Source organism: Nodosilinea sp. LEGE 06152 (genome assembly GCF_015207525.1).
In the GTDB taxonomy this organism is placed as follows: domain Bacteria; phylum Cyanobacteriota; class Cyanobacteriia; order Phormidesmidales; family Phormidesmidaceae; genus Nodosilinea.
Map to the genome: position 1 here is coordinate 69,450 of NZ_JADEWR010000013.1, position 18,946 is coordinate 88,395.

At 56.6% G+C, this 18,946-nt stretch carries 18 protein-coding genes and 1 tRNA gene; 11 read left to right on the forward strand and 8 right to left on the reverse strand.

Annotated features, from left to right (window positions below):
* Window positions 1-7: 7 nt before the first annotated feature.
* Complete coding sequence (rplT, locus tag IQ265_RS18050) at window positions 8-358, reverse strand: 50S ribosomal protein L20 (RefSeq protein ID WP_194056110.1); 351 nt, start codon at window positions 356-358, stop codon at window positions 8-10.
* A gap of 66 nt (window positions 359-424) precedes the next feature.
* Window positions 425-622 (reverse strand): 50S ribosomal protein L35, encoded by a 198-nt coding sequence (rpmI, locus tag IQ265_RS18055; protein ID WP_106871004.1) that lies wholly within the window; start codon window positions 620-622, stop codon window positions 425-427.
* A gap of 207 nt (window positions 623-829) precedes the next feature.
* On the opposite strand from rpmI, the gene IQ265_RS18060 reads away from it, so the two are divergent.
* Both IQ265_RS18060 and IQ265_RS18065 read left to right on the forward strand, forming a co-directional pair.
* Window positions 830-901 (forward strand) — tRNA-Asn (locus tag IQ265_RS18060).
* A gap of 327 nt (window positions 902-1,228) precedes the next feature.
* A complete protein-coding gene (locus tag IQ265_RS18065; RefSeq protein ID WP_194056112.1) occupies window positions 1,229-1,945 on the forward strand; it encodes a response regulator transcription factor in 717 nt (238 codons plus the stop codon).
* Window positions 1,946-2,102: 157 nt separating this feature from the next.
* On the opposite strand, the gene IQ265_RS18070 is transcribed toward IQ265_RS18065, so the two are convergent.
* Window positions 2,103-2,891, reverse strand: coding sequence for an META domain-containing protein (locus IQ265_RS18070; protein ID WP_194056114.1), 789 nt, complete (start codon window positions 2,889-2,891; stop codon window positions 2,103-2,105).
* Between the two features lie 755 nt (window positions 2,892-3,646).
* Between IQ265_RS18070 and IQ265_RS18075 the strand changes: the two genes are divergently transcribed.
* On the forward strand, window positions 3,647-4,450 hold the full coding sequence (locus IQ265_RS18075) for a bacteriorhodopsin (protein WP_194056116.1): 804 nt from the start codon (window positions 3,647-3,649) through the stop codon (window positions 4,448-4,450).
* 351 nt (window positions 4,451-4,801) lie between these two features.
* Here the strand turns inward: IQ265_RS18075 and IQ265_RS18080 are convergent, their stop codons facing one another.
* The gene (locus tag IQ265_RS18080) at window positions 4,802-5,398 is read right to left on the reverse strand and encodes a fasciclin domain-containing protein (protein WP_347404982.1); all 597 of its coding nucleotides are present in this window, start codon (window positions 5,396-5,398) and stop codon (window positions 4,802-4,804) included.
* 198 nt (window positions 5,399-5,596) lie between these two features.
* On the opposite strand from IQ265_RS18080, the gene IQ265_RS18085 reads away from it, so the two are divergent.
* Window positions 5,597-6,934: a ferric reductase-like transmembrane domain-containing protein gene (locus IQ265_RS18085; protein WP_194056120.1), complete on the forward strand. Its 1,338-nt coding sequence runs from the start codon at window positions 5,597-5,599 to the stop codon at window positions 6,932-6,934.
* 10 nt (window positions 6,935-6,944) lie between these two features.
* The gene (locus tag IQ265_RS18090; protein ID WP_194056122.1) at window positions 6,945-7,100 is read left to right on the forward strand and encodes a hypothetical protein; all 156 of its coding nucleotides are present in this window, start codon (window positions 6,945-6,947) and stop codon (window positions 7,098-7,100) included.
* Between the two features lie 121 nt (window positions 7,101-7,221).
* On the opposite strand, the gene IQ265_RS18095 is transcribed toward IQ265_RS18090, so the two are convergent.
* A complete protein-coding gene (locus IQ265_RS18095) occupies window positions 7,222-7,644 on the reverse strand; it encodes a hypothetical protein (RefSeq protein ID WP_194056124.1) in 423 nt (140 codons plus the stop codon).
* A 162-nt stretch (window positions 7,645-7,806) separates the two neighbouring features.
* Between IQ265_RS18095 and IQ265_RS18100 the strand changes: the two genes are divergently transcribed.
* The 4 genes from IQ265_RS18100 (at window position 7,807) to IQ265_RS18115 (ending at window position 11,764) form a co-directional block, all read left to right on the forward strand.
* Complete coding sequence (locus IQ265_RS18100; RefSeq protein WP_194056126.1) at window positions 7,807-8,499, forward strand: rhomboid family intramembrane serine protease; 693 nt, start codon at window positions 7,807-7,809, stop codon at window positions 8,497-8,499.
* Between the two features lie 116 nt (window positions 8,500-8,615).
* Window positions 8,616-9,653 carry an AI-2E family transporter gene (locus tag IQ265_RS18105; RefSeq protein WP_194056128.1) on the forward strand — a complete coding sequence of 346 codons (1,038 nt, stop codon included), beginning with the start codon at window positions 8,616-8,618 and terminating at the stop codon, window positions 9,651-9,653.
* Window positions 9,654-9,777: 124 nt separating this feature from the next.
* The gene (locus IQ265_RS18110) at window positions 9,778-10,449 is read left to right on the forward strand and encodes a response regulator transcription factor (protein WP_194056129.1); all 672 of its coding nucleotides are present in this window, start codon (window positions 9,778-9,780) and stop codon (window positions 10,447-10,449) included.
* 10 nt (window positions 10,450-10,459) lie between these two features.
* Window positions 10,460-11,764 carry a HAMP domain-containing sensor histidine kinase gene (locus IQ265_RS18115; RefSeq protein ID WP_194056131.1) on the forward strand — a complete coding sequence of 435 codons (1,305 nt, stop codon included), beginning with the start codon at window positions 10,460-10,462 and terminating at the stop codon, window positions 11,762-11,764.
* Between the two features lie 7 nt (window positions 11,765-11,771).
* On the opposite strand, the gene mnmE is transcribed toward IQ265_RS18115, so the two are convergent.
* A complete protein-coding gene (gene mnmE / locus IQ265_RS18120; protein ID WP_194056133.1) occupies window positions 11,772-13,217 on the reverse strand; it encodes a tRNA uridine-5-carboxymethylaminomethyl(34) synthesis GTPase MnmE in 1,446 nt (481 codons plus the stop codon).
* Between the two features lie 249 nt (window positions 13,218-13,466).
* Here mnmE and IQ265_RS18125 point away from each other — a divergent pair, with 249 nt between their 5' ends.
* Window positions 13,467-14,030 carry a DUF2062 domain-containing protein gene (locus IQ265_RS18125; RefSeq protein WP_228038066.1) on the forward strand — a complete coding sequence of 188 codons (564 nt, stop codon included), beginning with the start codon at window positions 13,467-13,469 and terminating at the stop codon, window positions 14,028-14,030.
* Window positions 14,031-14,147: 117 nt separating this feature from the next.
* On the opposite strand, the gene dapB is transcribed toward IQ265_RS18125, so the two are convergent.
* On the reverse strand, window positions 14,148-14,972 hold the full coding sequence (gene dapB, locus IQ265_RS18130) for a 4-hydroxy-tetrahydrodipicolinate reductase (protein ID WP_194056135.1): 825 nt from the start codon (window positions 14,970-14,972) through the stop codon (window positions 14,148-14,150).
* Between the two features lie 119 nt (window positions 14,973-15,091).
* Window positions 15,092-15,613 (reverse strand): acetolactate synthase small subunit, encoded by a 522-nt coding sequence (gene ilvN, locus IQ265_RS18135; protein ID WP_106869186.1) that lies wholly within the window; start codon window positions 15,611-15,613, stop codon window positions 15,092-15,094.
* 330 nt (window positions 15,614-15,943) lie between these two features.
* Between ilvN and IQ265_RS18140 the strand changes: the two genes are divergently transcribed.
* The gene (locus tag IQ265_RS18140) at window positions 15,944-18,946 is read left to right on the forward strand and encodes a HEAT repeat domain-containing protein (protein ID WP_194056137.1); all 3,003 of its coding nucleotides are present in this window, start codon (window positions 15,944-15,946) and stop codon (window positions 18,944-18,946) included.

Consider the following 18,946-nt stretch of genomic DNA (forward strand, 5'->3'; position numbering starts at 1 on the left):
TCAACCTCTAAACTTGGTTGGCGACTTCAACTACTTTGGCAAACCCATTGGGGTCAAGCACGGCCATCTGAGCCAGCATTTTGCGGTTTAGATCAATGTTGGCTTTCTTGAGCTGACCAATGAGCTGGCTGTAGCTCAATCCGTGCATGCGAGAAGCCGCATTGATGCGAGTAATCCAGAGGCGACGAAAATCGCGCTTGCGGTTGCGGCGATCGCGGTAGGCGTACCGCAGAGCTTTCATCACCTGCTGGTTAGCGGTGCGAAACAGTTTAGAGTGCGACCCCCTAAACCCTTTAGCCAACTTGAGAACTTTGTTGCGGCGCTTGCGTGCTACGTTGCCGCGCTTGACACGTGCCATGACTGTTTAACCCTTGGGACTAGTAAATTTTACGAAGTGACTGCCGACCGACAGAAAGGCCCTGGCCTAGAGGTAGGGCAGCATCAGCTCTACGTTGGGAGCGTCTTCTTCAGACACCACAGCAGCCTTAGACAGCCGAGAGCGACGCTCAGCATTTTTGTGCTGCAGCAAGTGGTTCTTAAACGCCTTGCGACGCATGATTTTACCGCTGCCACTGCGGCGAAAGCGCTTAGCGGCAGCTTTGCGGGACTTAAGCTTGGGCATGGTTACCACAATTTCGACACAGTCTTAGACTATATCACGATTGCTCCGCGATCGCGGAATAGAAATTGGTCAAGACGGCACCCCAGATCGCCCCAAAGCCACTTTCGAGGCGGAGCGTTGGGGCTATCTCCAGAACGTTCTACCGAATTTTTCTCTAAAGGGTTGTCAAAGTTACACACTTATCGCTAGTATAAGTTCTGCGCGTAATCCTCAGTAGCTCAGTGGTAGAGCGGTCGGCTGTTAACCGATTGGTCGTAGGTTCGAATCCTACCTGGGGAGTTTTTAAGTCTGAACAATATTAGAAAGCCGTGACTCCTATAGAGTGAATGCAACTGCTTCTATAGAGTAAGTGCACAATATATATGGATCTGTGTGAAATGGGCTAGCGTCGCCGTGAGCTGTGCTAGCGCTCAATTCTAAAGAAAACCTTAAGCTCAAAGAGCTGTAGCCTATTTGCTCAGGAAAATTTAGGGCTTCTGCTTATAATTTATCGAGGAATTGTATTATTCCGACACGGCTCTTTACGTTGGAATGCTAGGCTACTCAAAGCTTTGCAACTTGTTATGCCGGGCTGGTGTGTTTTCGGGTCGTCAAGTTTAGTTGGTAATGCCTCGTATTCTTGTCATTGATGATGATCCTGCGATCGCGGAGCTTGTTGCCGTCAATTTGGAAATGGCAGGCTACGACGTCAACCAGGCTGGAGATGGTATTAAGGGCCAGGCCCTGGCGGTACAACTGCTGCCAGACCTGATTATGCTCGACCTGATGCTGCCCAAGGTCGATGGTTTGACGGTATGTCAGCGCATTCGCCGCGATCGTCGCACCGCCGACATTCCCGTGCTGATGCTGACCGCTCTGGGGCAAACCCAGGACAAGGTCGATGGCTTTAATGCCGGGGCCGATGACTATTTGACTAAGCCCTTTGAGCTCGACGAAATGCTGGCCCGCGTGCGAGCCCTGCTGCGCCGCACCGATCGCATTCCCCAGGCCGCCAAGCACAGCGAAATTCTCAACTACGGTCCCCTTACCCTAATTCCAGAGCGCTACGAAGCCATCTGGTTTGATGGCACCGTAAAGCTCACCCACCTGGAGTTTGAGCTGCTGCACTGTCTGCTTCAACGCCACGGGCAAACCGTATCGCCCAGCCAAATTTTGCAGGAGGTGTGGGGCTACGAGCCCAACGACGATATCGAAACGATTCGAGTTCACGTCCGGCACCTGCGCACCAAGCTAGAACCCGATCCCCGGCATCCCAAATTTATCAAAACGGTCTACGGGGCCGGGTACTGTTTAGAACTGCCCGCTGTTCCCGTCGAGTCATAACCAGGGCAGAGCATCATCCATAGCAGATTTTACTCAGGTGAAGTACATCGTGAGAATCTCGCCCTGCCCCCCTAGCGAGGGAGTACAGCGTGGAGCTTAGCCAGCCAAAAACTGCGTGATCTAGACCTCAGGCGATGCGTATTTTACCAACAAGGCTTTAATCGGCGGAGAACTGCATGGTGCCACTGTCGAAGGCCAGGTCAATAAACAGGTTGCCGTCTTGGAAGAAGTAAGTGGCCGAGTTGCTGAGGGCTTGAACAAACTCGTTGCCGATTGAGCCTTCCGGGCAAGCCGCCAACGTTGTGGCAATGGGGGAAACCTCAAGGCTGCGATCGTCGTTTGTCGAGAACTGGCTTCGGCCCCGATTGCAGTCGGCGCGTACTAGCAGCGTGCCATCTTCTAAAAACTCGGCGGTATAGTGCTCGGGCTGGTCGGGTACCAGCAGCGTATCATCGCCCATTTGGATTTGCTGTAGCTTCCACAGGGTGCCAATTAAGGCCGGGGCCGAGGTGCTTGAAAACTGCATGGTGCCGCTGTCAAAGGTCAGATCGATAAATAAATCTTCATCTTGAAAGAAGTAAAAGCTGGCATTATTCATTGCCTGCAAAAACTGAGAGCCAATGCTGCCCTCAGGACAGGCAGCCAGAGTAGTAGGACCCAAATTGACCGAAATTTGCCCATCGGCGGCGGCTTCAAACTCACCAATGGCGCGATTGCAGTCAGCCCGCACAAACACCTGGCCATTGTCAGCAAATTCAGCGGTGTAATTTTGCGCCGGGTCAGCGGTTAGCAAGGTGCCGTCGCTCATTTGAATTTGCTGTAGCTCCCAAATGCTGCCAGTTAAAGGCGGCACCTCCGGCCCTGCAGTCGGGGTAACGCAGGCCGTAGCTCCCATAAGAACAGTAACGGCTGCCGTAGTAACCGCAGCAAAACGAGATGAAGCCATAAAATCACCAAACGTTTTTGTATAAACCAGCGGGTCTAATTGAGCCACAGTTGGGGCTAGGCGTTGTTTAGTGAACTGCACCAGCGCCAATGCCCACCTGACAGTGCCTCAGCCCCACTCTTTTAATGCTCAAAACAACTTAAAGTTCTCTGACCAGCGCTATCTATTAAGCGAATTGCAGGCCTCATAATAATTGCAATATCGCCTTAAGAACGTCAACTCCTGGGGCGTAAAGTCATGATTTTTAACGTAGTTACTTCTGGCGCTAGCGCAACTTTAAGGAGCATGAAATCCTATGGCTTTCATATTTTTATTGTTTAAACTCATTTCGACGTTTTTCTGGCCGCCTTCAAGTTGCAGGGGCATTGCGGTGCAAAGTTCCATCGCCCTCCGTCTCCTTGATAATGGGCTTGCTGCTCTGCCCGTTTTACGCAGGTTTTGTACTTAATTGTGCATTCCTACTTTCTTATTCTCACGTAGGGTTTTTAACCAAATCTTGGCGCAGAGCTTTACGACTACACCATCTATGGATGGGCAGACGACATAGGTTAGAAGACCCGTATAAGTTGTGCACCCGTACAGATGAGACACCTAAAGTCAGGTACCCGTCCTATCGTTACAAACAAGCTTCAAGCGCTGTAGGGCAGTCCTGCGCTCACTTTCGAGCAAAACATGCCACATCCCGTATAGATGTCACTTCCCTGTCATATTTGCCTCTGATGTTGAAGGGACAAGTTCCTTTTTGAGAGGGTTTTATGGATTGGCAGACTATTTTGCACTGGCTGTACGTAGCTGGTATGGCGATCGGAGCGCTGCATTTTTGGTCGCTCAGCCGTAACCCAAAAGGGGTGCCGCAGTATGAATATTTGGTGGCCATCTTTATCCCAATCTGGTCGGGGCTGGCCTATATGGCCATGGCGCTGGATCAGGGCAAAGTCGAAGCGGCCGGACAGTTAGCTCACTATGCCCGTTATCTGGACTGGATTGTAACGACTCCTTTGCTGTTGCTGGCGCTTTCCTGGACAGCGATGCAGTTTATGCCCAAGAAGGATTGGACCCTGATTGGAACACTGATGGGCACCCAGGTGGTGGTGATTGGGACCGGATTAATTGCCGACTTGTCTGAGCGAGATGCGGTGCGCTACCTGTGGTACTTCTGCGGGGTAGCCGCTTTTTTAGTCGTGCTCTGGGGAATTTGGAACCCGCTGCGCGCTAAGACGCGATCGCAGGGGCAGGGGTTATCTGACTTGTACGACAAGCTGCTGCTGTATTTTACGGTGCTGTGGATTGGCTACCCCACAGTGTGGATCATTGGCCCCTCTGGGATTGGGCTAATTAACCAAACGACCGACACGCTGCTGTTTTGCATTCTGCCCTTCTTCTCTAAGGTTGGCTTTAGCTTTTTAGATCTACATGGTCTGCGATCGCTTCAGGCTCCAGGCACCGCCAGCCAGAGCGATCAAACCGTGGGGTCGAGCTTTAGCATTTGGGGTATTCCCGTGATGCTGGGGTCGTCTCGGCGCAGAGGCTCACGCTATTTGTACAGAAATACTCGCTAGCCGACGGGAAACCCTGCCGTGTATAGCCATCGCTCCAGAGGGCACAAATCATGTCCTAACCGTTCTGGCGATGGCTGTACACCATAGCGCTGTCCCAGTCGCTACTGAAGGAGGCCGATGTTCTAAGCGCGATGGCCATCGCTACATCAATCAACTCAAATTGATATAGGCTGCTGGGCTAGCGCAGGCCAAGCTAAAGCGATCGCTCCAGCGGGGGCGATCGCTTTAGAATGAATATTCCCAAGTCGCAGGGGCGTAGCGTGCTACGCCCCTGCGGGGTTCCCGATTATAAGTTGGGGTTTACCAAGTCAAATTTGGTATAGGCGCTGTAAAAACAGCTTGGAGTTGCCGTTACAGATTGCTCGTCGGGGGCAAAATTACCTGATCTACTACGTGGACAATGCCGTTGCTGGCTTGAAGGTTGGGTTGGGTCACTACGGCATTGTTGATTGAAACATCCTGGATGTTAGAGTCAACGTCAACCGTCAGGGGAGCGCCAGCCAGGGTGTCTACTTCTCCCGACTGCAGTTGATCGGCTGGTAGCGCTTCAGGTACCACGTGGTAAGACAGGAGCTGTCTGAGCTGATCGCGGTTCTCTGGTAGCAGCAATTGTTGCAGAGCTTCTGGAGGAAGAGCCTCAAAGGCTTGATCGGACGGGGCAAATACGGTGTAAGGACCAGGTTCGCTGAGGGCTTCTGACAGGCCAGCTGCTTCAACAGCCTGGTTAAAGGTAGATAGAGAACTATCGTTGGCGGCGACTTCGGCAATGGTTTCTGTGCCTGTTGCCGTCGTAGCAGGGTTAGTAGAGTCAGTCGTGGTGGGAGCCTGGCCCACCTCGGGCGTGGTCTCTAGCGGGGCTTGAGCTGTATTGGGGTAGCAAGCTGCTCCAATGGGTAGAGCCAGCAACAGTGCGGATAAGCTCAACAGTTTTCGAGTCGAATAGGCCACAGTTATTCTCCTAAATACGGGTGGGAAGTTAGCTATATCTAGGGTTGCGGCTAAATGTGACTCAAACATGACAGAAATCCTGGCTAACTGCAGGATGGAAAGACGCAGAAACTAGCTCAGGGCTGTCACTTTCTGGTCACGTTTGACCGAAAAACTAAAAACAAGAGATTGAGAATTTAAGGGGATTGGAGGGAACGGATGAGAAGTCTGTTGATGCAGAGCCCGATCGCGATCGCTACCGCCTGGATTGGTGTCTACCTGCTGATCATTCTTTCCCCACTGCTAACGTTGCTGCTGTATCCGGCGTCGCCGGGGCGGGGGTTTTGGCTAGAGTTTTCTGTTTCTTTGGGCTTCATCGGCCTGGCTATGATGGTGCTGCAGTTTGCCTTAACCGCCCGCATTCGCACCATTGAAGCTGCCTATGGTATCGACATCATTCTGCAGTTTCACCGCTACACCTCGATTGTGGCTTTTATCCTCATCCTGGTGCACCCGACTATTCTGTTTGTGACCGACCCAGACACCCTACAGCTGCTAAATTTTTTGGAGGCTCCCTGGCGCGCCCGAGCGGCTGTCGTCGCCACCCTGGCCTTAATGCTGCTAATTGTTACCGCCGTTTGGCGGCAGCGGCTTAACATTCCCTACGAGCCCTGGCGGCTCTGGCACGGCATTTTTGCCGCTACTGCTGTAGGGCTGGGGCTAGCCCACGCCTTTGGGGTCGCTAACTACCTGAGCCTGTTTTGGAAGCGCGGGCTGTGGCTGCTGTTTGGGCTGGTGGCCCTGTGGCTGCTGGTTTTTGTGCGCCTGGTCAAGCCTTGGCAGATGAGCCAGCACCCCTACCTGGTCGAGCGAGTTGTGCCCGAGCGAGGCAATGTGTGGACGCTGGTTCTGCGGCCCAGGGGCCATCCGGGGCTTGCCTTTCAGTCGGGCCAGTTTGCCTGGCTCACGCTGGCGATTTCGCCCTTTCGCATGCGAGAACATCCTTTTTCGATCGCCTCTAGCGGCGACAATTTAGACTGCTTAGAATTTGGCATCAAGGCCGTGGGCGACTTTACTAACAGCATTAAGGATGTAGAACCCGGTACCGTTGCTTTTTTAGACGGCCCCTACGGCGTTTTTACCATTGAGCGCTACTGGGATGCCGCTGGCTTTGTGCTGATTGCTGGTGGCATTGGCATTACGCCGATTATGAGCATGCTGCGTACCGCCGCCGATCGCAAAGACGATCGCCCTTTTCTGCTCATCTACGCCAGCCGCTCCTGGGACGACATTACCTATCGAGAAGACCTGGACAGGCTGAAAGACAAGCTCGATTTAACCCTGGTGCATGTGCTGCGGGAGGCCCCCGATGACTGGTCTGGGGAAACGGGCTACGTCGATCAGGCGCTGCTAGAGCGCTATATTCCTACCCATCGGGGCAGTCGCCACTACTTTATCTGCGCTATCCCCAAAATGATGGATCAGGTGGAGCGAGCCCTACACACCCTGCATGTGCCAGTTACCCACGTCCACATGGAACACTACAACCTAGTTTGAGAGGCTGCCTATGCGATACAGCATTATGCTGCAACTGGTGACTACAATCACGGCAATTTTTGTGACCGCTGCGGCCCTGTTTGGCTGGATTCAAAATCGACAGATCAACCCCAGTGGCGAAGTGGGAAGAAACCGTGCGATCGAAAAGATCAGCACCAATCGCTAGGGGCTGTCATCAATTAGCTGCTAAACGCCCAAATCAAGGTTTACAGCCCCTAGCCTGTTCTTGGGGTCGGGCTTGGCAAGGCTTGATATGCCAGGCTTTTGGCCACAATTGACGACACGCCCTAGTTCACCAATAGCTCAAGCTGGGCTTTTACAGGTTCGCGAATGGTGTAGTGGGTCAGGCGCTGCACTACAGCGGGGGAAATATCAAGCTCTTTGGCAATCAGCGCTTCGATATCATCTAGTCGGGTGGTAGCTAGCTCTATCTCAATCTCACGGGCAGATAGATCCATGGGTTTTACCACCACATCAGTCTTTCCCTGGGTTCGATCTACCCTGGCCTGAATGAGGCGAATGGCATTGTCCTGGCTACCCACGGGCACATCGTCTGACTGGATCTGCTGAAGACCGCTGGCCGCTTGGTAAAGCACTCGATCTGTCATCAACGCTCCCACCACCCAAAACACCAGGCCGACCACAGGCAGCAGCAGCCAAAACGTTACCCCCAGCACCTGAAAGGGTTGTACCGATGAACGTAGTGACATGGGCGTTGCTCCTTGCTCGTTCTTACCGTAGCGGTAGAGTAACCGACCGCAATCTAGCTGGGGAAGGACATAGGGCAGCCTGACGGGCGATCAAAGGGTTGTCACCTTTCAGTCATATTTGGTGACCACGATCGAAGCAGCCCATTTTTCAGGACAGCTACCGTGGTTCCTCTACACGACAATAACCCCACCGAAATTACCCCCTGGGTCAACTACGGGCTAATTGTGGCCAACGTTCTGGTTTTTGGGTACATGCTCATGCTGCCACCCGGCCAGCTAGAGAATTTCTTTCAAACCTTTGCAGTGGTGCCCGAGCAGCTTACGGCCAGTTTTCAAAGCGGCAACCCAGCGCAACTTGGGGGAGAATCGCTAACCCTGATTACCTCTCAGTTTCTCCACGGCGGGTTCTTGCACCTGGGCGGCAACATGCTGTTTCTCTGGGTATTTGGCAACAACATTGAAGATAAACTGGGGCGAATGGCCTACCTGTTTTTTTACCTCACCTGTGGGGCCCTGGCGGCGCTGGCTCAGTGGGGGGTAGCCATGCAGTCTAGCATTCCCGCGGTGGGGGCCAGCGGTGCGATCGCGGGCGTCCTTGGGGCCTACATTCTGCGCTTTCCCAAAGCTCGCATTCTTACCCTGGTGCCCCTAGGTTTTTTTATCACCACCTTTCGCATTCCCGCCCTGTTTTTTCTGGGTTTTTGGTTTTTTCAGCAGTTTCTCTACGGCTTTGCCAGTCTGCACACCACCACCGTAGAAACTGGCGGCGTGGCCTACTGGGCCCATGCTGGCGGGTTTGTGGTAGGCCTGGCCCTTGGCCCCCTGCTGGGGTTGTTGTCGTCTAAACCGCGCTAGCCCCAATCCGCCAGCCGCTAAGGACCAGCAACGGAAGTCTCAACACCAAGGGTACAGAGTGCGCCCAGGATGCACCCAGAATGCGCCCAGGGTCAGATCGCGGTTAAAACAATGTCATGGGCCAACCTAATCGCCAAACCTTTGTGAGTCGAGTACTGCTAGTTATCAGCCTGGTGGGGCTGGTGCTCGTGGTGGCCTGGTTTGCCTGGGCGGTGATCGATGTCCTGCTGCTGGGCGGGCTGGGAGTGCTGGTGGCCGTCATGCTGCGCACTCTGGCAGCGCCCATCGCCCGTAGAACACCCCTGTCGAAAAAATCGGCCTTGGGGGTTGTGGTGCTAGTGCTGGTGCTGGTGCTGGCAGGACTTAGCTGGCTGCTAGTGCCAGAAATTATTGCCCAGGCTAGCCAACTGATAGAACAGGTTGAAATTGGCATCGAGCAGCTAGAGGCGATCGCCGTAGAGCGCCTGGGCGAGGAAGGCCTCTACAACGTTATCGAGGGCCTCAACGGCCAACGCCTCTCCCTAAACTACTGGTTTCCCCAGGTGTTCGATACCCTGACGCTGACCCTCAGCATTTTAGGAGACAGCCTGTTTGTCCTGTTTACCGGGTTGTTTGTGGCCTTTGATCCTTACCTGTACCGGCGCGGCATCATCAGTCTGATTCCCCCCCAGGGGCGCAACCGGGCCAATGATGTGATCAATGCCATCGTGCAGGGGTTGCGGGCCTGGCTGCTGGGGCGCGTAATCTCTATGGTTGTCGTTGGCCTGGTAACCAGTCTGGGGCTGGGGCTTTTAAACATTCCCCTGGCCCTGGTGCTAGGGCTCATTGCGGCGTTGCTGGAGTTTATTCCGGTGCTGGGGCCGGTGCTGGCGGCAGTGCCCGGCATTTTAATTGCCTTTACCCTAAGCCCCGTCAAGGCGCTGTACGTGGCCCTGTTCTACCTGGTCCTGCAGCAGCTTGAGGGCAATATATTGACGCCCATCGTGCAGCAGCGGGTGGTATCGCTACCTCCAGCCCTGGGCCTGTCGGCCGTACTGGCGATGGGCATTGTCTTCGGCATTTTAGGCGTACTGGTGGCCACCCCCTTTACTGTGATGGTCTTGATTACGGTGCGCATGCTCTACTTGAACGAGCGTTTAGACGATATTCTGTAGTCCTTTGCCGCCAGGCTAGCCCGTTCAGGCGACCCGCAGGCGACCAAGATCTAACCCAGGCCAGAGGTGCAGCCCCCGGCGATCGGCTACGGTTCGAAACGACAGAGCCGGGTAGGTTAGATCGATGCGAATACTGCTGGTTGAAGATGATCCAGAGCAGCTAGAGCCATTGCAGACAGCACTCTCCCAGGCTGGACACATTGTTGACGGCCTGCAGGATGGAGATATAGCGCAACGGATGATTGCCCAGCGTGACTACGATCTGCTGATTCTAGACTGGATGCTGCCTCGCGTCAGCGGCCTCAGCCTGTGCTGTCAGTATCGGGCCCTCGGCAAAACAGCCCCCGTGCTAATGCTGACCGCCAGAGATGCGATCGGCGACAAAGTGGCAAGCCTAGACGCCGGGGCCGACGATTATTTGGTCAAACCCACCAACTTAATCGAATTACTGGCGCGGGTGCGTGCCCTGGGTCGACGTCCGCTAGCCTGCAAAAAAGAAACCTTAACCCTGGGCGATCTCACACTGCACTTGACCAATTTGACGGTAGAACGACGCGGCGCTTCTATCGAGCTGTCAAGCCGCGAATTTCAGCTGCTGGAATATCTGCTGCGCCACCCTCACCAGGTGCTGTCGCGCGACCAGATAGAGCAGGCGCTCTGGGCCTGGGGCGACGAACCCGAAAGCAACGCCATTACCACCCTGGTGCGTCGTCTGCGCCATCGGCTCAGCCCGCTACAGGCCGCCGACTGGATTGAAACCATCTATGGAATGGGCTACCGCATCTGTCCCAATTAAGCCGGTCGTAATGTTCACTCACAGTCGTCGCAACTTAACCTGGTGGTTTACCCTGTCGATGGGCAGCATTTTGCTGATATTTTCGGGGGTTGTTTACTATCAGCGGGTGGCGTATCAGCTGGAGGCCGTTGACCGCATTCTCTACAAAAAAGCCCGCGTCATCGCCGCCAGTATTGAATACAAAGAAGCGACAGCAGAGACTGAGCCGGTTCTCGACAACACACCACTGCTGGGTAACACGCCGCCCCCCACTGATACAGAGGTTTTTTACGCCCGCTGGTACAGGCCAACGGGGCAGCTCAGCCATTTTTTTGGTCCCCTGCCGCCCGAGCAGCTAGAGCCGGGGCCTGCGTTTCAGACGCTGCAGTGGCCTGCCGATATCGGCTCTAGGCCCCTGCTGCTCAACAGTGCGGCCACCCATGTGCCAATCCAACTGCGACAAATTACCCTACCCGTTTACCACCGGGAGCAGGTGATTGGATACCTGCAAATGGCGACCCCGATGACCCCAGTGCAGGAAAGCCTGCGACAGACGCTGATGGGGTTTGCCATCACTGTGCCGATCGCCCTGGGGGTTATTAGCCTGGCGGGCTGGGGGCTAAGCGGCTTGGCCATGTGGCCCATTCGCAAGTCGTATCAGCAGCTCCAGCAGTTCACCGCCGATGCCTCCCACGAGCTGCGAACTCCTCTGGCGACCATTTTGAGCAATGCCCAGGTGGGGCTGCTGGCCCCGGGCGATCGCACCTCTGAGAAACACCAGCGCCTGGAGAAAATTGTCACCGCCACCCTGTCTATGAACAAACTGGTCAGCCAGCTGCTGCTGCTGGCCCGGCACAGCAACTCCCTAGATGCCCAAACCCTTCAGACCGTAGATCTGAACCTCCTGATCAAAGACCTAATAGCGTCTGACCCAATCCGTACCGCGGCTCAGGCCGTTGCCCTGTCGGCGACATTGCCCGATACCCCGGTTTTGGTTGAGGCAGAACCAGACCTGCTGCATCAGGCGATTGCTAACTTACTCTCAAACGCCTGCAAATACACCCCCGAGGGCGGCTGGGTCAACATTAGCCTGTCGAAAGGGGCACGCAGCGCCTGGATTCAGGTTGCTGACAATGGCATCGGCATTCCGGCAGCCGACTTGCCCCATATCTTTGAGCGCTTCTACCGGGTAGATAAGCAGCGCTCTAAGGCCACCGGAGGTTTGGGGCTGGGGCTGGCGATCGCCCGACAAATCGTGCAGGCCCACGGCGGCGACATTTACGTCAGCAGCGAAGTCGGCCAGGGAACCTGCTTTCAAGTGGAGTTACCCTACTGATTTTGTCTCACTTACCAATGCAAAATCGGCTGAAAATTTCGTCGAGCATCGATTCGGTGACCTCATCGCCGGTAATGCTGCCCAACGCTGCGATCGCAGCTCTCAAGTCAATGGTCCAAAAGTCCAGCGGCAGCTGATCGTCGATCGTTTGCTGCACCTGGTGTAGCGCGTTGCGGGCCTGGGTCAGCGCCGCCGCCTGCCGCTGGTTGACCGTAAACTCCAGGTTGCCTGGGGTCAGCTGATCGGCGTGAATGGCCGTCAAAATTGCCGTTTCTAGAGCATCTATGCCCTGCTGCTGGGCAGCGGCCGTGTGCACCGTAGGCAGTACCGGCAGGTCCAGGCGAGCTAACACCTCAGCCGACACCAGATCGACCTTGTTGACCACCAAAATCAGCGGCCGATGGCCCTGCCGAGCCGAGCCCTGGCCCTCGCGGACCGTCTCGTACAGCACGCTGTCGGCGGCGGTCCACCCGGCGGTGGCATCGACGGTGAGCAGCACCAGGTCGGCTCCCAGCGCTACCTGGCGCGATCGCGCAATGCCCAACTGCTCCACCGGGTCACTGGCGTCGCGAATACCCGCCGTATCCAGCACCTGAATGGGAATGCCGCCCACCACCAGCTGCGACTCCACCACGTCGCGGGTAGTGCCGGGCAGGTCGGTGACAATGGCGCGATCGCAGCGGCTCCAGGCATTGAGCAGGCTCGACTTGCCCACGTTGGGGCGGCCCACAATCGCCACCTTTAGGCCCGTGCGCAGCAGTTCGCCCGACTCGGCCGTCGCCAAAATGCGATCAACATCGCTCAGCACTTGGTCAATCTGCTGACGCACCAAGGCTTCATTCAACGGCGGCAGGTCGTCTTCAAAATCAATGCGAGCCTCAACCTCGGCCAACACGTCTAAACAGGTCGATCGCAGCTGGCGAATCGGCTGCGCGAGCTTGCCCTGCACGCCCGACAGCGCCGTTTTGGCCGCCAGGGTAGACTGGGCCGCCACCAGATCGGCCACCCCCTCCGCCTGGGTCAGGTCGAGCCGCCCGTTTAAAAAAGCCCGCAGGGTAAACTCCCCGGGTTCGGCCAGCCGCGCCCCCTGCTCCAGGCAGAGCTGAAGCACCTGCTGCACCGCCATCAACCCGCCGTGGCAGTGAAACTCCACCACGTCTTCGCGGGTGTAGGAGCGGGGAGCCAGCATCAGCAGTAGCAGCGCTTCATCTACAGTCTGCTGCGTAGGAGGGTTACGCACATAGCCATAGAGAATGCGGTGGCTCTCCCAGGGTTGCTGTCCAGGGGCGTAGAACAAGGTGCGAGCGATCGCTACAGCGGTGCCCCCCGACAGCCGCACAATGCCAACACTGCCCTGCTGAGGGGCAATGGCGGTCGCGATCGCGGCAATGGTCTCACCCTGGGCCGTTGGGGGTAACAAATCCGCCGGAGCGGGGGCACTGCTGCCATCCATACGTTTATCCTGCCACCTGTTCTAAACAATGAAGTGATGCTGAAGTCCCTGGGTAAGCCTGATAAAGCACTCGTCTGATGGGTAGAATAGAAAAAAATCTTTACGTGCTTCTAAGATTCTACGGCTGAGTTTTTTGGCCCAACCCCCAGGGATAGTCTACCAAGCCACCGGTAGCAGCTACCCTGCCCTCCTTTCGTCTCAATTTCCCTGGTCGCCCAAGGGAACCTAGCCTCTGGTGTAACCCCGTCTATGACTACTACGCCCACGCCCGATGCCGCGATCGATACCCCGATTGAACTCATCCCTAGCTCCAAGCCCTCAATGCGCAAAATGACTCAGCCTCAATGGCGGCGGCAGCTCCGCTACGTGTACCTGCGGTTTTTGCGGCTTCAGGGCAGCCCCGAGCAGCTGGCAAGGGGGCTGGCGTCAGGCGTGTTTTCCGGCTGTTTCCCGCTGTTTGGGTTCCAGATCATCATCGGGGTGGCGGTCGCAACAGTCCTGCGGGGCAACCGAATTATGGCGGCGGCAGCCACCTGGGTCAGCAACCCCTTCACCTACGTGCCCATCTTTGCCTTCAACTATCAGGTGGGGCTGTGGCTAATCGGGGGCAACGCCACCGAGGCGTTTCAAGACCTAGACAGCCTCAAGGGCTGGATGGACATGGGCACCGAGGTTTCGGTACGACTCATGCTGGGCAGCACCGTTGTGGGTCTCGTAGCCGGGGTATTGAGCTACTTCGGCGGCCTGCCGCTGATTCGGCGGGTGCGATCGCGCCAGCTGTCCAGGCAGCAGCGCCAGCTCAACCAGCCCTGAAGGCGCTTACTGGAAACAGGTGTGAATCAGAAATTCAACGCCTCTCGTAGGGTTAAAAGCTGTTTGACCCTACCGAAATTCATGCCTCAAATTCATGATTCAGGTCGGCAATACCCCCTAAAGCACCTTGTCCAATCCATAGATAAGCGACTTGAGCGCCATCACCCGGCGAATGCAGAGTAATACTCCCGGCATAAAGCTGGCGCGATCGCTGGTGTCGTGGCGCAGGGTGTAGAGCTGCCCCGGCGAACCAAACAAGATCTCCTGGTGGGCAATCAGCCCAGGCAGCCGCACGCTGTGAATGTTAATGCCCTCGGCGGTGGCCCCGCCTCGCGCACCGGGGATTGTCTCAGTCTCTTTGACCAGCGGAACGTTAAAGGATTTCTGTGCCTCCGCCAGCATTTGGGCGGTTTGTACAGCGGTACCGCTGGGGGCATCGGCTTTCTGGTTGTGGTGCAGCTCAATAATTTCGACATTGTCGAAGTACTGGGCCGCCTGTTGGGCTGCCTGCTGCATTAGCACCACCCCAATCGAGAAGTTGGGCACAATTAAGCAGCCAATACTGGCCTTGTCGGCAAACTCGGCCAGGTCACGAATCTGCGCGTTGGTCAGGCCAGTGGTTCCCACCACCGGACGCACCCCGTAGGCGATCGCGGCCCGCACCGACTCATACACGCTGTCGGGATGGGTAAAGTCAACCATCACCGCTAAGCCCTCGCTCTGGGCCGCCACCAGCGTCGCCTCCAGGTCGTTCATGACTGGCACCTCCAGAGGCTGGTAGCCAATTACCTCACCAACGTCCTCACCCAGCTGTGCAGGATTTTTGTCAATGGCCCCTACTAGGGTCATATCCTCAGCCTGGGCCACAGCTTTAATCACCTCGCGACCCATTTTGCCGCAGGCACCGTTGACCACAACAGGAATGGTGGATTGGGTAGACATAAAAAAACCGGTTAAGTTAAAACGCTCACGCGCTGGCTAGATCAATCGTTAAAACCGCTGAACGCTGAGAAGTTAGCCGTTTCAACCCTGCCAACATCCAAACCGCCATCAGCCCCAAATCACTGAAACTTGCGCTCTAGCGACTTGAGGTATTCAGTATTCACTCCCGACTCGCGGGGCAGCGAAATCTTGCCAGTGCGGGCAATTTCACGAATGCCAAAGCGATTGAGCACCTGCACAATCGCCACCATCTTACCGGGGTCGCCCACCACCTCTAGGGTGAGCGAATCCTCCGACACATCTACCACCCGAGCCCGAAAGATCTGGGCAAATTCAATAATCTCAGACCGATTAGTACTGGTGGCGTTGACCTTCAGCAGCATCAGCTCCCGCTCTACGCAAGGGGTATCGGTGACATCGTTGACCTTGAGCACATTGATCAGCTTGTAAAGCTGCTTGGTAAGCTGCTCGATTACCGCATCGTCGCCCGGCACGACCATAGTGATGCGAGAAATGCCGGAGGTTTCCGCTGGCCCTACCGCCAAACTCTCGATGTTAAAGCCGCGCCGCGCAAAAAGACCGGCAATGCGGCTCAGCACTCCAGCCTCATCTTCAACCAGTACCGATAGCGTGTGTTTGATGGCCTGCTGAGGGACTACAGCCGAACCGGGAAGCGTAGAGGGGTTAACCATAGGGCTGGAAATGGGGAATGCTGAGCAATGCTATAGAGGCCACCAGCACGAACGCCGGTCTATGACCATGATAAAACTAGCAAACCTCAATAGTATCTTGAAAAAGCATCTTGAAAAGCGGGTATCTCGAAAAGCTCTGCCCTCACGCTCCCGCCTTTAAAGCTGCGGCAAATACTATAAAGAGATCCCCTCTACCCCTCCCCCAAGCTCCTCAAACTCCGCCCCCAGCCCTGAGATTGGGTATCCTTGAGGCACTAGCCCAATGTCGTGACGTTTTGCATGAGCTTATCTGGCCCGGTTCAAGACATCCAGTCTCTGCGGGGGCGGTTTCTCGACCTCATTAATCTGCGCTCTGGGGAAGAGGAGCGCACGCTACTGATGTTCGCCTTCTACACCGCTACCTCAATGGGCATTGTGTGGCTTGAGGTCAGCTCGGCAGCGCTATTTTTGGAGGCCTACGGGGCGGCCAGTTTGCCCTGGATCTATATTTTTAGCGCCGGGGTAGGGCTGGGGCTGAGCGTGGTGTACTCCTGGCTGCAGCGATTGTTTCCGCTGCGCCGGGTGATTGTGATCATCGCCATGCTGATGGCTATCCCCGTCCTGGGGTTTCGCTGGGGGTTGACGGTGCCCTGGCTAGCCGCCCCCATGGTGTTTTCCATGCGGTTGTGGATTGAGGCCATCTACGGGCTGAATGACCTCAATCTGTCGGTAACCGCCAACCAGCTGTTCAACATTCGCGAAATTAAGCGGGCCTACCCGATTATCAGCAGCGGCAACCTGGTCGCCGACGTGATCAGCGGTTTCTCGGTGTACCTGCTGCTGCGACTGATTGGGCTGCAAAACGTGCTGCTGCTGTCCTTTGTGGTGATGGTGATCGGGGCGGTCACGTTGTACCACCTCAGCCGCAACTACGAGCACGCCTTCCCCGACTCACCCCGGCGGCAGGCCGAAGATGCTGAGGCCGTCGAAAGCTATCGATCGCGGCAGCGGCTGCAGGGGCCAATTCAGCAGTACGTGGTGCTGCTGTTTTCGTTCTTTGTGCTGGCCCAGATGCTGCTGTTTTCGATCGAGTTTCAGTTCTTTAACCAGCTTGAAGCCACCCTGGATGTGGCTGCGATCGCCGCGTTTTTGGGCTTCTTTAGCGGCCTGCTGGGGCTGATTGAGCTGTTTACCCAGTGGTTTACCTCCAGCCGTTTGATTGAGCGGGAGGGGGTGTTTAAGGTAGCGCTGGTGCTGCCCTCGGTAATCGTCGTGATTGGACTCGTCACCCTGGTACTGAGTTATCCAACCCGGCTGGCGGTGTCAGCTCTGTTTGTGGGGCTGGTGGTGCTGAAGTTCTTTGATGAATGGCTGCGCTACACCCTGGTCGCTACCACCCGACCCATTTTGTTTCAGCCCATCCCCGACCAGGTGCGCAGTACGGTGCAGTCGTGGGTGAGCGGCATTGCAGAGCCCCTGGCAATGGGAGCTACAGGGATAGCAATTTTGTTCACCATTGCCCTATGCAACCGCGTTGGGCTCAGCGCGGGGCTGGTGCAGGCGCGGCTGTTTTTGCTGGGTACGGTGGTGGCAGCGCTGGTGTGGTTTGCGATTATGGTGCTGCTGCGATCGCGCTACCTCAACTTATTAGTGCGGGGGGCCGAGCGCGGTCTGCTAACCTTCTCTGATGCCAACCTGCGGGTGCTCAAGCGCGCCTTTATTGAGCAGCTAGAGCAGCCCGGTCTGGAGGCCAACAAGCGATCGTGCATTGAGCTGCTCAGCCACATCGACCCCAAAAACGTCGGCGAAATTTTGGCCCCGCGCCTCGCTACCCTGCCCCCGGGGCTGCAGCGCCAGAGCCTAGAAGCTATGCTGGAGCACCCCAGCGGAGCCTACACCGCCCAGGTTCAGGAGGTTCTGCAGCGGCCCCACCAGGCCCCAGAAATCCTCGCCCTGGCGCTGCGCTATGTGTGGCTGGCGGAGGAAACCTTCAACATCAACGACCTGCGCCCCTATCTGCAGACTGAGGTCGATGCAGTGGTGCGAGGCACGGCGGCTTCGCTAATGCTGCGGCGCGGCAACCTGCAAGAGCGAGCTGAGGCCACTGCGACCCTGCGCAAAATGCTGGTGCACGACGAGGAGCGCGAGCGGGTGATGGGCTGTCGCGCCCTAGGCGAAGCCGACTACATGGAATCGCTCAGCATCTACATTGACGACCTGCTGCAAGACCCGTCGCTGCGGGTGCGGCGGGCGCTACTGGAGGCGATCGCCGCCACCCAGTACAAGAAGTATTACCCGTCGCTGCTCAAGGCGCTGCAGTACAAATCGACCCGCGAGGCAGCCATTACAGCCCTCACCCGACTGGGCAACGAGGCCCTGCCCATGCTGCAAGAGCTAGCCCTCGACACCTATCGACCCGAGGTTCTGCGCAACCAGGCCTGGCAGGTGATTGGCAACATTGGCACCCTGCCCGCCCTCGACTTTTTGATTCAAAACCTGATTACCACCTGGGGCAGCACCCGCCGCCACATTCTGCGCATTTTGCTCAGCCTTTACCAGGAGTCGGGGGTGAAGCGATCGTCGCTGATTGATGGAGCCCTCGATCGCATGCTGGGGCGGGGCGGCATCGAAGACCTGCTCAACACCGAGCTGGCCTTTGCCGGGCAAATTTTAGCGGCCAAGGTCGATTTGGCGGCGGGTCGGGTGCCGGGCGTGGAGGCCGACCTGCTGCGCGAGGCCCTCAACGGACTGCAAAACGACGCCACCGATCGCCTGTTTATGCTGCTGCGATTTGTGTCACCGGCCCAGGCCATCCAGGCTGCCCAGGTTAGCCTCAGCGGCTCGGCCTCCAGCTGGGCGCGGGGCATTGAAATCCTTGACAACGTAGTGGATGTGGCTAACAAGCGATCGATTCTGCTGCTGCTCGATCGCCGCCCCGACGCCGAAAAGCTCAAGCGGTTGGCCACATCTACACCGCTGATTGCCTACCAACCGCTGCCGCCGGGCGATCGACTGCGGCAGCTGCTCGATCTGCGCAACTTTTTGTCCGACTGGGCCACGGCCTGCTGCTTTCACCTGGCTCGGGTGCAGCGGTGGAACCTGACCGCTGAGCACACCCTGGCCCTGCTGCAACACCCCACCGGCTTTGTGCGCGAGGCGGTGCTGGCCTACCTGGCCGTAGCCTCGCCCCGCGCCCTGCGAGAGCTGCTGCCGATTATGCAGCAAGACTCTAACCACCTGGTGCTGGCCCAGGTCAAACAGCTGATCAGCACCTATAATTTGGAGCCGAGCCCATCCCGCTAG

Excerpts from the sequence above, each read along its gene's own strand:
- IQ265_RS18110 (WP_194056129.1), top strand. The coding sequence starts at position 9,778 with ATGCGAATACTGCTGGTTGAAGATGATCCAGAGCAGCTAGAGCCATTG.
- rplT (WP_194056110.1), bottom strand. The coding sequence starts at position 358 with ATGGCACGTGTCAAGCGCGGCAACGTAGCACGCAAGCGCCGCAACAAA.
- IQ265_RS18125 (WP_228038066.1), top strand. The coding sequence starts at position 13,467 with ATGACTACTACGCCCACGCCCGATGCCGCGATCGATACCCCGATTGAA.
- IQ265_RS18070 (WP_194056114.1), bottom strand. The coding sequence starts at position 2,891 with ATGGCTTCATCTCGTTTTGCTGCGGTTACTACGGCAGCCGTTACTGTT.
- IQ265_RS18075 (WP_194056116.1), top strand. The coding sequence starts at position 3,647 with ATGGATTGGCAGACTATTTTGCACTGGCTGTACGTAGCTGGTATGGCG.
- IQ265_RS18095 (WP_194056124.1), bottom strand. The coding sequence starts at position 7,644 with ATGTCACTACGTTCATCGGTACAACCCTTTCAGGTGCTGGGGGTAACG.
- rpmI (WP_106871004.1), bottom strand. The coding sequence starts at position 622 with ATGCCCAAGCTTAAGTCCCGCAAAGCTGCCGCTAAGCGCTTTCGCCGC.
- IQ265_RS18065 (WP_194056112.1), top strand. The coding sequence starts at position 1,229 with ATGCCTCGTATTCTTGTCATTGATGATGATCCTGCGATCGCGGAGCTT.
- dapB (WP_194056135.1), bottom strand. The coding sequence starts at position 14,972 with ATGTCTACCCAATCCACCATTCCTGTTGTGGTCAACGGTGCCTGCGGC.
- IQ265_RS18140 (WP_194056137.1), top strand. The coding sequence starts at position 15,944 with ATGAGCTTATCTGGCCCGGTTCAAGACATCCAGTCTCTGCGGGGGCGG.
- IQ265_RS18090 (WP_194056122.1), top strand. The coding sequence starts at position 6,945 with ATGCGATACAGCATTATGCTGCAACTGGTGACTACAATCACGGCAATT.
- IQ265_RS18115 (WP_194056131.1), top strand. The coding sequence starts at position 10,460 with ATGTTCACTCACAGTCGTCGCAACTTAACCTGGTGGTTTACCCTGTCG.
- IQ265_RS18105 (WP_194056128.1), top strand. The coding sequence starts at position 8,616 with ATGGGCCAACCTAATCGCCAAACCTTTGTGAGTCGAGTACTGCTAGTT.
- IQ265_RS18085 (WP_194056120.1), top strand. The coding sequence starts at position 5,597 with ATGAGAAGTCTGTTGATGCAGAGCCCGATCGCGATCGCTACCGCCTGG.
- mnmE (WP_194056133.1), bottom strand. The coding sequence starts at position 13,217 with ATGGATGGCAGCAGTGCCCCCGCTCCGGCGGATTTGTTACCCCCAACG.